The sequence below is a fragment of the Sphingobacterium sp. MYb388 genome (genome assembly GCF_037479535.1).
Classification (GTDB): Bacteria; Bacteroidota; Bacteroidia; order Sphingobacteriales; family Sphingobacteriaceae; genus Sphingobacterium; species Sphingobacterium anhuiense.
This window is the reverse complement of the sequence record NZ_JBBGYV010000003.1, coordinates 381,248-394,446: the sequence shown is the minus strand read 5'-3', so window position 1 is coordinate 394,446 and position 13,199 is coordinate 381,248. Positions and strand designations below refer to the sequence as shown.

General features: G+C 40.5%; 14 protein-coding genes. All 14 read right to left on the bottom strand.

Translation table 11 applies throughout. From position 1 onward, the window contains the following. Positions 1 to 73 precede the first annotated feature (73 nt). The 14 genes from WH188_RS12165 to WH188_RS12100 all read right to left on the bottom strand — a co-directional run bounded on the left by WH188_RS12165 (position 74) and on the right by WH188_RS12100 (position 12,651). Positions 74 to 691 carry a response regulator transcription factor gene (locus WH188_RS12165; protein ID WP_339424059.1) on the bottom strand — a complete coding sequence of 206 codons (618 nt, stop codon included), beginning with the start codon at positions 689 to 691 and terminating at the stop codon, positions 74 to 76. Between the two features lie 390 nt (positions 692 to 1,081). Continuing rightward, positions 1,082 to 1,540, bottom strand: a complete 459-nt coding sequence (locus WH188_RS12160; protein WP_168127703.1) for an urease accessory protein UreE — start codon at positions 1,538 to 1,540, stop codon at positions 1,082 to 1,084. A gap of 81 nt (positions 1,541 to 1,621) precedes the next feature. Further along, on the bottom strand, positions 1,622 to 1,975 hold the full coding sequence (locus WH188_RS12155) for a hydrogenase maturation nickel metallochaperone HypA/HybF (protein ID WP_339424058.1): 354 nt from the start codon (positions 1,973 to 1,975) through the stop codon (positions 1,622 to 1,624). Continuing rightward, complete coding sequence (locus WH188_RS12150; RefSeq protein WP_339424057.1) at positions 1,968 to 2,921, bottom strand: urease accessory protein UreD; 954 nt, start codon at positions 2,919 to 2,921, stop codon at positions 1,968 to 1,970. Before WH188_RS12150 ends, WH188_RS12155 begins: the two co-directional genes overlap by 8 nt. 7 nt (positions 2,922 to 2,928) lie before the next feature. Then, positions 2,929 to 3,543 (bottom strand): urease accessory protein UreG, encoded by a 615-nt coding sequence (gene ureG / locus WH188_RS12145; RefSeq protein WP_132840731.1) that lies wholly within the window; start codon positions 3,541 to 3,543, stop codon positions 2,929 to 2,931. A gap of 4 nt (positions 3,544 to 3,547) precedes the next feature. Further along, positions 3,548 to 4,234: an urease accessory protein UreF gene (locus WH188_RS12140; RefSeq protein WP_168127706.1), complete on the bottom strand. Its 687-nt coding sequence runs from the start codon at positions 4,232 to 4,234 to the stop codon at positions 3,548 to 3,550. A gap of 7 nt (positions 4,235 to 4,241) precedes the next feature. Further along, complete coding sequence (locus WH188_RS12135; protein ID WP_339424056.1) at positions 4,242 to 4,727, bottom strand: urease accessory protein UreE; 486 nt, start codon at positions 4,725 to 4,727, stop codon at positions 4,242 to 4,244. 14 nt (positions 4,728 to 4,741) lie between these two features. Then, entirely contained in the window at positions 4,742 to 6,592 is a 1,851-nt protein-coding gene (gene ureC / locus WH188_RS12130; RefSeq protein ID WP_132769597.1) for an urease subunit alpha, read from the bottom strand. A gap of 2 nt (positions 6,593 to 6,594) precedes the next feature. Further along, entirely contained in the window at positions 6,595 to 6,966 is a 372-nt protein-coding gene (gene ureB / locus WH188_RS12125; protein ID WP_168127707.1) for an urease subunit beta, read from the bottom strand. An 18-nt stretch (positions 6,967 to 6,984) separates the two neighbouring features. Next, a complete protein-coding gene (gene ureA, locus WH188_RS12120; RefSeq protein WP_132769601.1) occupies positions 6,985 to 7,287 on the bottom strand; it encodes an urease subunit gamma in 303 nt (100 codons plus the stop codon). Positions 7,288 to 7,402: 115 nt separating this feature from the next. Next, positions 7,403 to 8,605, bottom strand: a complete 1,203-nt coding sequence (locus tag WH188_RS12115; RefSeq protein ID WP_339424055.1) for a porin — start codon at positions 8,603 to 8,605, stop codon at positions 7,403 to 7,405. A 337-nt stretch (positions 8,606 to 8,942) separates the two neighbouring features. Beyond that, positions 8,943 to 9,905, bottom strand: coding sequence for a glycoside hydrolase family 43 protein (locus WH188_RS12110; protein WP_339424054.1), 963 nt, complete (start codon positions 9,903 to 9,905; stop codon positions 8,943 to 8,945). Between the two features lie 195 nt (positions 9,906 to 10,100). Then, positions 10,101 to 11,057: an ornithine cyclodeaminase family protein gene (locus WH188_RS12105; RefSeq protein ID WP_132769607.1), complete on the bottom strand. Its 957-nt coding sequence runs from the start codon at positions 11,055 to 11,057 to the stop codon at positions 10,101 to 10,103. Between the two features lie 226 nt (positions 11,058 to 11,283). After that, entirely contained in the window at positions 11,284 to 12,651 is a 1,368-nt protein-coding gene (locus WH188_RS12100) for a DUF6055 domain-containing protein (protein WP_339424053.1), read from the bottom strand. Positions 12,652 to 13,199: the final 548 nt, after the last annotated feature.

Here is a 13,199-nt window from a genome sequence, read left to right as displayed (position 1 = left end):
TATAACAAAAATCAGTCTTAATTCGGTCAGTGAGAAATATATAAAGTCACATCTTCATGTTACGAAATAATCTCTACATCGACAATTGCGCAATCAGTTCGCCTTTACTGTTGATATTTAATTTTCGATATACACGTTTGATATAAATACGTACCGTATCTAATGATATTTTATATTCTTCAGCAATCAGCTTATAACTCAATCCTTCAACGATACCATTGGCTACCTGAAGCTCACGCGCCGTGAGCAGATCTTCGTATTTTTTTGAACTAAAAGCCTGGTTGATCAGTGCCCTATTGATTGTAGGACTGATAAAAGAACCTTGATTAAACGTAATAAGTATGGCATGCACAAGATCCTGCATACACGTATCCTTCAGCAGATAACTGACGGCTCCGTTTCGAAAACATTTACGAACAATTTTTACATCCGTTAGATTAGTCAATATGATCACCTCAGACATTGGAAAAAGCTTTTTTACTTTTTCCATGATCAAGGTATCTTGGTGTTCAATATCGAGCAGCAACACATCAGGAACTGGAGATTTCTCCTCCCGGGTTAAATTGCAGTATTCCAAATCAAAAAGAATTGTTATAGGAATAGCGGTGCCACCCAACGTGTGTGTCACAAGAATACGCTTAATAGCTTCTCGAGCATGTGCGTTGTTATCAATAATTCCCACTTTAATCATAATACAGTTGTACTTAAAATTTAGGTGATCGGTTTATAAAAATATTCAAAACTTAAACTTGTTATTGAACATCTATACTATTGATTAAAGATAACTTTTTATAAGGATAAAATAGTTCATTTTCTTCAATATTAAGTATAAATACTGCTACCATATCAGTATTTCCGCAAACTAATTCTTCAGAAGTAAAGAATTACTTAACTTATATTCAGCAAATATCAATCATTTGCCTGAGCAACAAATGAAAACTTTAAGCAGAAAGAATCTTAACTATTAACTTTCTATTTTCCAACCTCACATAAAGTGACCTGATACGAAAGTAACGGCTGGGGCTGGTAAGCGGAGGGACAGCTTAACATCATGTAGATAGCAGTCAGGCCATTTGACCTTCTAACTTAATAACCATGATGCGCCAAACGCCTGTAAAGTAGAGGCTGGTGAAAGTGTGCGCGTTTCTATAACAACATTGTTGCCATATTGCCCTTTTAATGCTGGATAGAGCTGTCCATCATACGCAAGTGCTAGCCCATCATCAAACCAAAATAGAGGTAAATGCCGATTGCCAACATCAAAACAAAAATGACCGATAGCATTAAGATCTGTAGATTTAAGAACGATACAAGCACATGGTTTGATATATATCTGTATGGCGACCTCTGGAGAAGAATACACAAATTCTCCATCATCAAGAGCAGTACCGCCTGTCCGATGGAGGCGCACAAATCGGCCATCCCTTGTCTCACGACTCAAAACAGTCTTGTTGACTTCATACCAATCAATCGCCAGTAGGTCTATGACCGAAGGATCAATTTCAGATGGAGTGATTAAATTTCTTTCTATAACAAGCATATCATATCGGATTAACAGATCGCAATTTTTAAGATTTTTCCCTTAATCAAGACAGCCATCTGTTTTTTATATCATTGATTTTTAATGACCAGTTTTATTGTTAAACATCACCTTACTGATGCGCAGTTCCTCACCCTGTATAATCTGGTCAGAGGGCTGTCCACAAGTACATACAAACCGGTGATAATGTACTTCAAAATTCATTGCACATACTTTGCAGTAAGCAATGATGGGTAATAATTTCACCTCTAGCTCCAGATCCTGAAACAACGCTTCATCAAGCACGTAGGCTTCAAAAGCATTCTGAATCAGGATAGGCTGAATATTACATAACAATCCAGCCTCTATCTCCACTTTGATAATATCTTGTATCCGCCCCGGATAAGCTTCCTCCAACGTGCTAAAGATATCCCTTACGATCGATAGCTCATGCATCCACAACCTCCTTTTTTTTCGTCTTAGGACGAGCCTTAACCGCATTCGTTTTTTTAAGAGCAGGCCGTTTTTTCACCTCTTTAACAACCGGTACTGGAGCAACTTCCCTAGTACTTTCCTCAAGTTGATCTTCAGCAATACCTGCAAGTCTAGACTCTTCCTTGATATGTTGTGTAAAATCCCAGCACAATTGTCCGAGCATACCCATAAAATCATAAAGCAGTTCGCCATCATTTCCTAAAGCCCGCAACATGACAATATCATCCGCAGCTTTTGTGAAACCGTACGTAATATCACTGTAATCCAAAGTCATAATTTCATCCAGCTCTTCCTTCAGTTCTTTCGCAAATAGGGCCGAAAAAATAAAAGTTGCCTGATGCGTATATCCTTCAAAGAATAACAGGCCTGTTATCGGTTGTTTTGCAGGTGACAGGAACTGGTTGTCCATCATGATCAGCTTGTTGTTACGGTATATCTTCGTCGTACTGTGTAGGCTGTTGAACAAAAAAGCCTCATTCATGTGTATACGCCCAGCACCGACAACATCCGCCCAGATCAAAACTGCATTACCTTCAAGATAGACACTGTTTTCATTTTTAAATATCGAATCCTTAAAAGGAGTAACTGGATGTGGAATATAATGAAAGACCGCGTCGTGTGCGATACGTGCAACAGTTGTCTGTCGGGCTCCGCGTTTCATCGGATGAAGTTTATTGAAAGACTGTGTAAAAAGCTTCAATTGCGTGTCAGCTTTCATATTGATCTCAATATCCAAAGTATCATCATCCATAATACCGGGAGAAGCACTCATGATAATCATTTCCAGATGCTCCTGTAGCTTTGGGGCACCATAATGTGTGAGCTTATAAGGAGCATTGTGACAGCTTTCTTTCAATACACTATAGGTTCCCTCTTTAGCTACGTTTAGCTGAATTACACTTTCCATCTTATTCTTATTGCTCTAACAATGCATATTTTTTCAACCAGCCTTTTACATCTTCCAACCCTTCCAAGGTCATGAGGTTTGTAAAAATAAAAGGTCTTTCGCCACGCATGCGTAAGGTGTCCTGACGCATCACTTCCAGATCGGCATGTACATAAGGAGCCAGATCGATTTTATTAATGATCAATAAGTCGGAACGTGTAATACCCGGACCGCCTTTACGGGGCATCTTTTCTCCTTCACCTACATCGATGACGAAAATACTGACATCAGCAAGGTCTGGGCTAAAAGTAGAAGTCAGATTATCGCCTCCACTCTCCACAAAGATCAGTTCCGTATCCGGAAAACGGGTGGCCAGTTCCTCCACTGCTTCAATATTCATCGATGCATCTTCACGGATCGCGGTATGCGGACAACCGCCTGTTTCCACTCCTATAATACGTTCTGCCGGAAGAGCCGAATTTTTTTGAAGAAATTGCGCATCTTCACGCGTATAGATGTCATTTGTCACAACACATATGCTGTAATCAGTAGACATCGATCTTACCAGTCGTTCAATCAAGGCAGTTTTACCAGACCCTACAGGTCCGCCTACGCCTACCTTGACGTAGTTTCTTGTTTCCATATGATTATGAAATATAAATTCGTGTATATAATTTTTCGTGCTGCATACAGCGTATATCTTGCGCCACGCAGCAATTACCGATAAGCCCCTCATCCATATTCGGTTGCTCAGCAACCAAACGGTTAATTAAAGGCTGAAGTTTAAAAAGAATCTGTTGTGCATCCATCTGACTGATCGGAACAAGTTTCGCACAGTTGGTCATCATGCCGTTAAGTGCATTATAGTAAAATGCACTGAGCGCATCCTGATAGCTTATTTTTAACGCCTGCGCATACATGGCGAATGCTAACGCATAATGACCATGCAGCTCATTGCTGCTGATCGACTGCAGGTAATTAGAACAGCGTTTTACAGGATGTAGTTTTTCCGTCAATTTCAAAAAGCGAATTCCAAGTTTCTTACTGGCTTCCCTTATTTCATAAGGCGCTTTTAGCACCGTAACCAGTTCATCAAGCGCTGCGATTTTCTGCTTAGAAGCACGCTTCACGCAGAGTGTCCAGGCCTTTGAAAAAAAAGCGGCGTCATTATAATAAAAATTATGCTCCAACATGGTTCTTGCATATTCTTCGGCAGATTTGCTATCCTTTACAATATCTTTTGTAATGTAGGTTTCCAATCCATATGAATGCGTAAATCCTCCAATAGGAAATACCGAGTCATTGATCTGCAACAGCGTTAATAATGGATTCATATGCTTGTTATAGTCCTAGTTTTATTTTCATTTTTCCTGAAGTATACTGATGGATCACCAGAGTACTCGTTTTTTCTATCACCCGCGTTTCGATCGTCGGCTCTAGCCCCCTACGGCAGAGCAGATCAAACAAAGGTTTTTCAAATGCTGTTATGACTTCTTGCCGATCGTTGATAAAAACGGGAACATGTCGATTTCCGATTTCAAAACAAGCGTAGGCCATCTGCTTTGGGCCATTTGCTCGAAATACAAGACAAGAACAGGGCAATATCTTGACCGCAATATAAAAACCAGCCTTTTCATCACGGTAGAGTACATCACCATCCGACAGTTGCCGGGAGGATAAATTTTTGAAACCGATTTCACGTCCCCCTACCGTAATTGCCCGAATGATTTTTTTTGTGGTGTCGAACCATTCCAACTGAAGGAAGTCCACCTCCAGTTGGAAGGATCCGCTAGCGATATTGCCCAAGATTGTTCTTGCCAGTAGCATAAATCCGATTTTCTTTAAAATAAGAAGAAACGTTGTGCCATTGGCACTTCATGTAGAGGTTCGCAGATGGCCAAAACACCATCTACCGACACTTCGTAAGTTTCTGGATTCACCTCGATGTTTGGTGTTGCATCATTATGCACCATATCTTTTTTACGTACTGTACGGCAACCTTCTACCGGTAGACTCACACGTGACAAGTTTAATTTCGCGATGTTGCCATTTTCCAAAGAAACTTTGGAAACAAAGTTGAAACACAACTTCTGTAATGCTTTACCGTGCACTCCAAACATCGGGCGGTATAAAACGGGTTGCGGTGTAGGGATAGACGCATTGATATCACCCATTTTAGCACCTACAATCATACCCCCTTTAATGATCATTTCTGGCTTCACACCAAACATTGCAGGTTTCCATAATATCAAATCGGCAATCTTACCCGGTTCAACAGAACCGATATATTGATCGATACCATGCGCTTTAGCAGGATTGATCGTATATTTAGAAACGTAACGCTTCACACGGAAGTTATCGTTGTCTTTTCCTTTATCTTCCGCTAATGCACCACGCTGAATTTTCATCTTGTGTGCCGTCTGGAAAGTACGTGAAATTACCTCACCTACACGTCCCATCGCCTGGCTATCTGAACTCATAATCGAGAACACCCCCATATCCTGCAAAATATCTTCTGCCGCAATACTCTGTGGACGGATACGTGAATCGGCAAACGCCACATCTTCCTTCACGTTTTTATCCAAGTGATGACAAACCATCAACATATCCAAATGTTCTTCTACCGTATTTACTGTAAAAGGTTTTGTTGGATTGGTCGATGCTGGTAAAATATTAGGATACATCGCAATTTTGATGATATCCGGCGCGTGACCACCGCCCGCTCCTTCCGTGTGGAAGGTATGGATCACACGGCCATCAATAGCCGCAACTGTATCTTCTAAGAATCCCGCCTCGTTCAGCGTATCCGTATGGATGGCAACTTGCACATCGTATTTATCCGCAACAGTAAGCGCGGCATCAATTGTCGCTGGAGTAGCACCCCAATCTTCGTGAATTTTCACCCCCAGTGCACCCGCTTCAATTTGTTCAATAATAGGTCCAGTAGTCGATATATTACCTTTACCAAAAAAACCTACGTTGATCGGCAAGTTTTCAAAAGCTTCAAACATACGCTCCATATACCATTTACCAGAAGTCACCGTGGTTGCATTGGTACCATCAGCAGGACCGGTTCCACCACCAATAAAAGTGGTGACACCACTATAAAGTGCTGTTTCTACCTGTTGTGGTGAAATAAAGTGGATGTGTGTATCAATACCACCTGCAGTTAAGATATGTCCCGCACCTCCATGCACCTCTGTAGACCCGCCGATCACCATGCCTTTGGTAATACCATCTTGAACATCCGGGTTACCCGCTTTACCTATACCCACGATCTTACCGTCTTTAATACCGATATCACCTTTCACAATACCCCAGTGATCGATGATAATTACATTGGTGATACAGAAATCCAATACATCTTCATCGCGCATCGCACGGGCAGATTGGCCCATACCATCACGGATTGTTTTACCGCCACCAAATTTATTTTCTTCACCATAAACACCAAAATCTTTCTCGATTTCAATGAAAAGCTCTGTATCTGCCAAACGGACCTTATCGCCCGTCGTTGGGCCAAATAATGCAGCATATTTATCACGAGGGATATAAAGCTCCCCATCTATATACTTAACCGACGATTTATCTAAACCCAGTTTATCTAAACCAAGAGCGTCAAGTCCTACAATCGAACCTAAAGTACCCATTCCGACTACTTTAATCCACTCTCTTCTATTCCAACCTGCCATAACTATTTCGAATCTTTAAATTCCAATTTTTTCGCTTTCTCCAGTGCGGCTTTCTTAACCTTTGGATCGGTATATTTACCGTTGGTCAAGCCATTAAACCCGTGGATCTCTTTATTACCTCCTATTTCGACCAAGATCACTTTCTTTTGTTCTCCGGGCTCAAAACGTACCGCTGTACTCGCTGGGATATTTAAACGCATTCCAAAACTTTCCTCACGGTCAAAAGACAACATTTTATTCACTTCAAAAAAATGATAATGAGAGCCAACCTGAATCGGGCGGTCACCTACATTTTTCACGGTAACACTTGTCGTTTTATAGCCGACATTCGCTTTTATTTCTCCTTTTTTAAGGATATATTCTCCTGGTATCATATCGTATACGCTATTAAATTAACGGATTGGGTTGTGAACCGTAACCAATTTCGTTCCGTCCGGAAAGGTTACTTCAATTTGTACATCGTGAATCATTTCCGGAACACCTTCCATCACCTGGGAACGCTTCAATAATGTCGTACCATACTGCATCAGTGATGCCACAGACTTACCGTCACGTGCTTCTTCCATAATCTGTCCGCTGATGTAAGCGATACATTCCGGATAGTTTAATTTTACCCCTCTTTTTAATCGCTTGGCAGCAAGTTCCCCTGCCAAGTGGAGCAAGAGCTTCTCTGTTTCTCTCGGTGTTAAATGCATATTGATTGATTTAAATTCAAAGCTTTTTATTAATAAAAACATCTTGGATATGTTCAATTACAGTAAGCATAGCATTACCTATCACCTGAACCCACCCTATCGATGTGTAAAAAATTTATAGTGCCGGTATCGTAAAATAAGTTCCTAATGTAAGGCGGTTAAATTGTTGTTGAGCGCGGTCAAACTGACGATCAAAAGACACCGTATTGCCGACGTAACCCAGATAAAACCGTAAATCCTGTTTTTTAAATGGTTTATGCTGTAAAGCCGCAAAATAGGTCCAGTTTTGACGGAAATTAGCATCAATGTCTGCATCCTTATCCATTCCAGCTGTTTCATATGCTCCTTTCAGAGCAAGCTCCCATTTATCCGTAAGCATTCGATCGTAACGGACCACAATAGACTTGTAAGTCACATCCTGAGCCAGCACACGATCGGAATTCGTACGCGCATAAAAGTCATTCATCGCAGCAGATGCGATCAAAGCATGATCTACCGCCAGATAACTATACTGCAGATCCACATACAGCATGTCTTTATCTGTTTTAAATTTATTAGCCAAAGAGATCCCGTGATTGGTTTTATTTTGAGCAAACTGCGAAATATTATAAGACCACTTTGTACTGATCTTTTTATTCCAGAACGATCCGATCCAGGTAGCATAAGCCCCAATTGGTGTCTTAGACGCTTTCAAGTCACCCATTGCATAACCGTTTTTGGTATGCAGATCCACAAAACTATCGTTGATTGTATTATAAACCTGTACGTTTAGCGAGTGGTCAGGATTAGGCTCATACGAAAGCGTTCCCCCTACCACAAAAAGATTAAGAATACGGTCCACATAATCCGTGAACATAAATTCATAGATCGGATTATTTTCAAACTCGTAACTTCCGACCAAAGCACTTTGCTTTCCGGCAGTAACAGACCATTTATAATCCTTTCCAAATTTATATTTGATGTAAGCCATATCCAATGCCCGCGAAGCATTGTCCTGACTTGTAGGTGTAAACGGACGGTTTAAACGAAAACGAACACGATAAGAGAGTTGGTCATTATAATCACCGTGAAGCAAAATACGGGCTTCATCCAAATTAACTTTATTACTGCGCTCATTGTCGCCCATGGACTCAACATTTAATCCTGCGCGTAAAAGCACATCCAGTTTAAAAAGATCTGCACGGGCAGGTTCCTTGCTTTTCAAGGAGTCAGCCTCTTGTTCTATAAGCAATGCCGCAGGCCTCTCCTGTGCTGTGACCAGTAACGAGATAGCAGGGAAAAAAAATAACGTCGTCGCGATTAATGCTTTTATGTTCATGAGAATAACTTGTTTTTCAATAACAATGAAGATGCGTGAGCATATGAAATGCTGCAGGATAACAGCGTACTCATGACATGTTCATTATCTGTACATTCGCACAAGTATATCACAAAGAGATAAAAATGTGATAAGAGCGAAATTAGAGCGAGATTAGAAAACTTAATCAATCTTTCCATTCGTTGTCTATACCCTCATTTTTCGACTATTTATTTGATTAAGAGCACAAATTGTTACAAAAAAGAGACAAAAATGTGTATAAATGCAGAATCCCGATAGCGTTGTTAGGCACTACCGGAATTCTATATTAGAAATTTCTTAATGAGGTTGCTTAAACTTACTTCAATTTATGCTTCACACCTTCGAAAGTCATTTTTACGGGATTAATATAACCATTCGCATCAAATGTCATCACATCGATACAAGTTTCTCGTTCATTCGCACCCGTTTTTCCTAATGGCCTGCGGTGATACACGATATAATATTGATCTTTATTTGGGACCTTGATCACCGAATGATGTCCCGCCCCAGTTGCGATTGCAGGATCCTGTTCCAAAATGGTACCTATTCGTTTAAAGGGACCAAAAGGAGAATCCGCAATTGCGTAGGCTACCTTATAATTCGGAAGACCCCAACCTCCCTCAGACCACATAAAGTAGTATTTATTATTGCGAATAAACATAAACGGACCTTCTACATAATTTTCAGGAGTTACCTCCTTATAGATCGTTCCATCATCAAAAGGAACTAAACTTTTAAAATCAGGGCTTAATTTGACCACATTACAATGTTGCCAGCCACCATAGAACATATAATATTGTCCATCATTATCTTTAAAAACAAATTGATCAATAGGTTGTGCCCCATTCACAATATCATTAATTAACGGTTTCCCAAGCAGATCTTTATAAGGACCTTGTGGTTTGTCACCAACAGCTACGCCGATACCGCCAATTTCGCCTTTATGCACATCATTCGCACCAAAAAATAAATAGTATTTCTTGTCTTTCTGAAAAACACTTGGTGCCCACATCGCTTTTTTAGCCCATTTTACTTCTGCCGTATCAATGATACGGTGATGTTTTTTCCAGGTGACAAAATCTTTTGATGAAAACGCATCAAAGAATATCTGATCTTCATATCGCGCAGAATAGGTCGGAAAAACCCAATACTCATTGTTATATATAATACCTTCAGGATCGGCATACCAACCTGGAAATACAGGATTTTGCTGCGCATAGACAGGTTGTGAAATGTAGAGGACGAAGCCTGCAAGGAAATAAAAAAATATTTTCATCATTAAAAGGTTTTAGTAACCTTGAAAGTAGGAAATATAACTTAATATTCCAATTTATGGTCATACAAAATCTATCTAAAGAACTCATAATTTCGACAGAAATCCAAATCAACCTACTATGCTTCCCAAAGAATCAAAAAAGATTCTTTGCGGTATGATGACTGACTAAGTCCTACTCTTTTTCATTTTCTGAAATGATCAAACCGATGTCGTCTCCTTTCCCACATTCCTATACACGAGCAAAGCTGCCGCCAAATCTTCAATTGCCAATCCCGCCGATTTAAATAAAGTGATTTCATCTGATGATGATCTTCCCATAATTTCACCACAACAAAGTTCTTTGATATCACCTTTTATACTTGCAGGATCCAGTACACCTGTTGCAATGGGGATCGCAAGTTCTCCCGTCTCGTGGAGCGCTCCCGCGCGCGAATCCACAAAAATGCTACTTTTAAGAATGGCGCTATCATCTACTTCACGCGTTTTAGGCGTATGTGATCCAATCAGATCCAAGTGTGTTCCAGCCTTAATCCATTCCCCGTTTATCAAAGGTTCATGACTAAGCGTCGCACAGGAGATCACATCTGCCCTACGCACAGCCTCTTCCAGCTTATCGGCATACGCAACATTACGAAATCCCGCCTGCTGTAAGTTCAATACCAGATCTCCACCTTTCGATTCATTTCTTGTCCAGATCAAAATTTGGTCATACGCACGCACAGCCGAATGCGCTTGCACAAGATGTTGCGCAACTTTCCCTCCTCCGACAATCAGTAAGATTTTTGAATCATCTCGAGCTAAATAAGAAGCCGCTAAAGCAGAAGTACAGGCTGTTCTTCGGGAAGTCAACCCTGCCGCATCCATCTGTGCCAAAGGTTTTCCAGTGACTGCATCCAATAACGTATACAAGGCATGAATAGCCGGGAGGTTTTTTCTATGATTCTCGGGTGCAACAACAACCTGCTTGATTCCGATATAATTATCCGTCCACGAAGGCATCAAAATAAGCGTATTTTCAATTCCATCAGCATTTTGATAAAAATGATGATGCCGAACAGGCATCGTAAATGACGATTGAAAAATCTCGCGCAGCGCTTCGATCAATTTATCATATTTAAGTATAGCATCAATCGTTTCTTTATCAATAATTTTCATATGTTCAACAGCATTTGGTAAAACCATAAACATAACTAAAAATAAGGAAGTCCTATCCTTATAAACTACCTTTTCATGACCGTTTTTTACCCAAAGTGTCGCATGTGTTGACCAGACACATGCGACACTTTGGATATATATCCAATCTTCATATTTTCTTTCATCTTAAATAAAGGAGATGATCGGACCATATAATGCCCCCAAGAAGCCATCACGAACAGCATAGCTACAGCATCTTTGCATCAACTGTCGCACCCTTTAACTTAATCGCATAAGGCCACTGCTCATCATTTTCATCTTTTCCATCCACAATATGAACCCTATGTTCCTGCGGAGCACCGCTCACGACCAACCAGAGATATGCTGTATTTTCAGGAACTGAAAAATTAGCCTTTCCAGTCTTGGCATTCAAGACATCGCCATACACTCGCGTTCCATCTCCTTTTTGCGCAACAAAACCATAACGCCAGCCCGCATTTTCTAGATTGATAGACCGATACCCATCTACACCAGCTATACCTTTAAAATCCAGTTCCACAGTTGTTCCAGGTAAAAATGAGGCCAACTTGATACCATTATACCCGTAATTTTGTGGCGCATGGCTCGCCGCAATTTGCATCCAGCCATCTTCCGCAACTACTAATTTTGTTGTATGTTGATTGGCATAAGGTTTCGCAACTTCCAAGATGCGAGGTAGATCCCAGGTGATAAATTTTCTACTCGCATCAAAAATTTCATCATTAAATGCTTTTTGATCCGTATTCGTCAATCTTTTATATACCCTGACCGGATCTTCACCAGGAACTGCTTCACGCCATAGGCGTCCCATAAAGTCCGTCCCCCATTTTGCAGACCAATATTCTAGTATCTGTGCTGCATGATACATATTGGTTTCATGCAAGAATGCATAGTGCGTTTTCTCCATGTAGCTATTCAAATGATAATTTTCAAAGGTCATCCATTCAGGATAAACTTGCCACAGTAAGTATTGCGCAGTCATTTCAAAAATGGAATGTCCTTGACTCCCTTCTACGGGTGAGGAGAATGCCCAATTGCCATCACATTTGGCCAAATATTGAAAGCAATGTCCCATCTCATGGGCTACAGCACCAAAAGGCTTATGCTGAATACGAAGAGAAGAGGCCCACATGACACCGACAGAATCTGCCGCTCCACCGCCAAAAGCTGTTCCCTCATCACCTCCAATAACAAAGAAAAGCAGCTTATACTGGTCCGATAATGAATTACCGCGTTGCACCATTTTGGTCACATCGAGATAGTGGCTATAAAAACGTTCGCACTCCTGCAAAATAGCCTCAGGATCAAACCGCTTTGACGCTAGCGTATGGTCTTGTGGACGCTCTCCATATTCCTTCGCCCAAAATATGGCTATATTCTCAGATTCCATCTTTCGATGATGGCTAAATTCACTCTCCTTACTATTGTAATCATTGTTTTTTGGAACACGATATATCTGAGCAGGCAAGTAAAGTTCCTTTTCCTTGACAACCGGATCATGAGGTCGCGAACAAGCCTGATGTGCAAAAAGCACGCTCCCCATTAACACGAGGTAAAAAATTAATCTTGATTGCATTTTGTATCCTATTTTAATATATACTTTTTAAAAATGATCCAGTCGACAAAGCAACTGGATTTTTAGCTTTAAACCTGCTATATACGTATTTATAGTCCTGCCGTAGGCGGACCAGATGAATTTATAGCGGTCACATTTGTCAGTCTCTTGGCTTTGCTACCATCGTAAACTCTCCTATGCTATTAGTTTGCGCACTTATTTGCGTGGACAAATTTCTCAGCGTAGCTCCCCTCCATTACACTTCCCGAAACATCCCGAACGACGCCTGTTACCTGTTGAGCAAATAAATCAAACGAAAGGAGAACCACGAGGACTAATAAAATACCTGCGTTTTCACAAATTAATTAATTTGGTTAATAAAAATTAGTTGTTAATTAGATAGTCGAAGATAAAGTAGAATCAGGTCCAAATTCAATCCGAATTTAACCAATCACACTTCAATTGTGACCAAAAGTTCAGATTTAGCTTTATTTAACACAACAACTCTCCACATATACACAGCTATGTTGTTAATCCTGCACTTCATTAAAGTAAGATTATCTCTAAAG

Excerpts from the sequence above, each read along its gene's own strand:
- WH188_RS12100 (WP_339424053.1), bottom strand. The coding sequence starts at position 12,651 with ATGCAATCAAGATTAATTTTTTACCTCGTGTTAATGGGGAGCGTGCTT.
- ureB (WP_168127707.1), bottom strand. The coding sequence starts at position 6,966 with ATGATACCAGGAGAATATATCCTTAAAAAAGGAGAAATAAAAGCGAAT.
- WH188_RS12135 (WP_339424056.1), bottom strand. The coding sequence starts at position 4,727 with ATGCTACTGGCAAGAACAATCTTGGGCAATATCGCTAGCGGATCCTTC.
- WH188_RS12105 (WP_132769607.1), bottom strand. The coding sequence starts at position 11,057 with ATGAAAATTATTGATAAAGAAACGATTGATGCTATACTTAAATATGAT.
- WH188_RS12155 (WP_339424058.1), bottom strand. The coding sequence starts at position 1,975 with ATGCATGAGCTATCGATCGTAAGGGATATCTTTAGCACGTTGGAGGAA.
- WH188_RS12160 (WP_168127703.1), bottom strand. The coding sequence starts at position 1,540 with ATGCTTGTTATAGAAAGAAATTTAATCACTCCATCTGAAATTGATCCT.
- ureC (WP_132769597.1), bottom strand. The coding sequence starts at position 6,592 with ATGGCAGGTTGGAATAGAAGAGAGTGGATTAAAGTAGTCGGAATGGGT.
- WH188_RS12150 (WP_339424057.1), bottom strand. The coding sequence starts at position 2,921 with ATGGAAAGTGTAATTCAGCTAAACGTAGCTAAAGAGGGAACCTATAGT.
- WH188_RS12140 (WP_168127706.1), bottom strand. The coding sequence starts at position 4,234 with ATGAATCCATTATTAACGCTGTTGCAGATCAATGACTCGGTATTTCCT.
- WH188_RS12115 (WP_339424055.1), bottom strand. The coding sequence starts at position 8,605 with ATGAACATAAAAGCATTAATCGCGACGACGTTATTTTTTTTCCCTGCT.
- ureG (WP_132840731.1), bottom strand. The coding sequence starts at position 3,543 with ATGGAAACAAGAAACTACGTCAAGGTAGGCGTAGGCGGACCTGTAGGG.
- ureA (WP_132769601.1), bottom strand. The coding sequence starts at position 7,287 with ATGCATTTAACACCGAGAGAAACAGAGAAGCTCTTGCTCCACTTGGCA.
- WH188_RS12165 (WP_339424059.1), bottom strand. The coding sequence starts at position 691 with ATGATTAAAGTGGGAATTATTGATAACAACGCACATGCTCGAGAAGCT.
- WH188_RS12110 (WP_339424054.1), bottom strand. The coding sequence starts at position 9,905 with ATGATGAAAATATTTTTTTATTTCCTTGCAGGCTTCGTCCTCTACATT.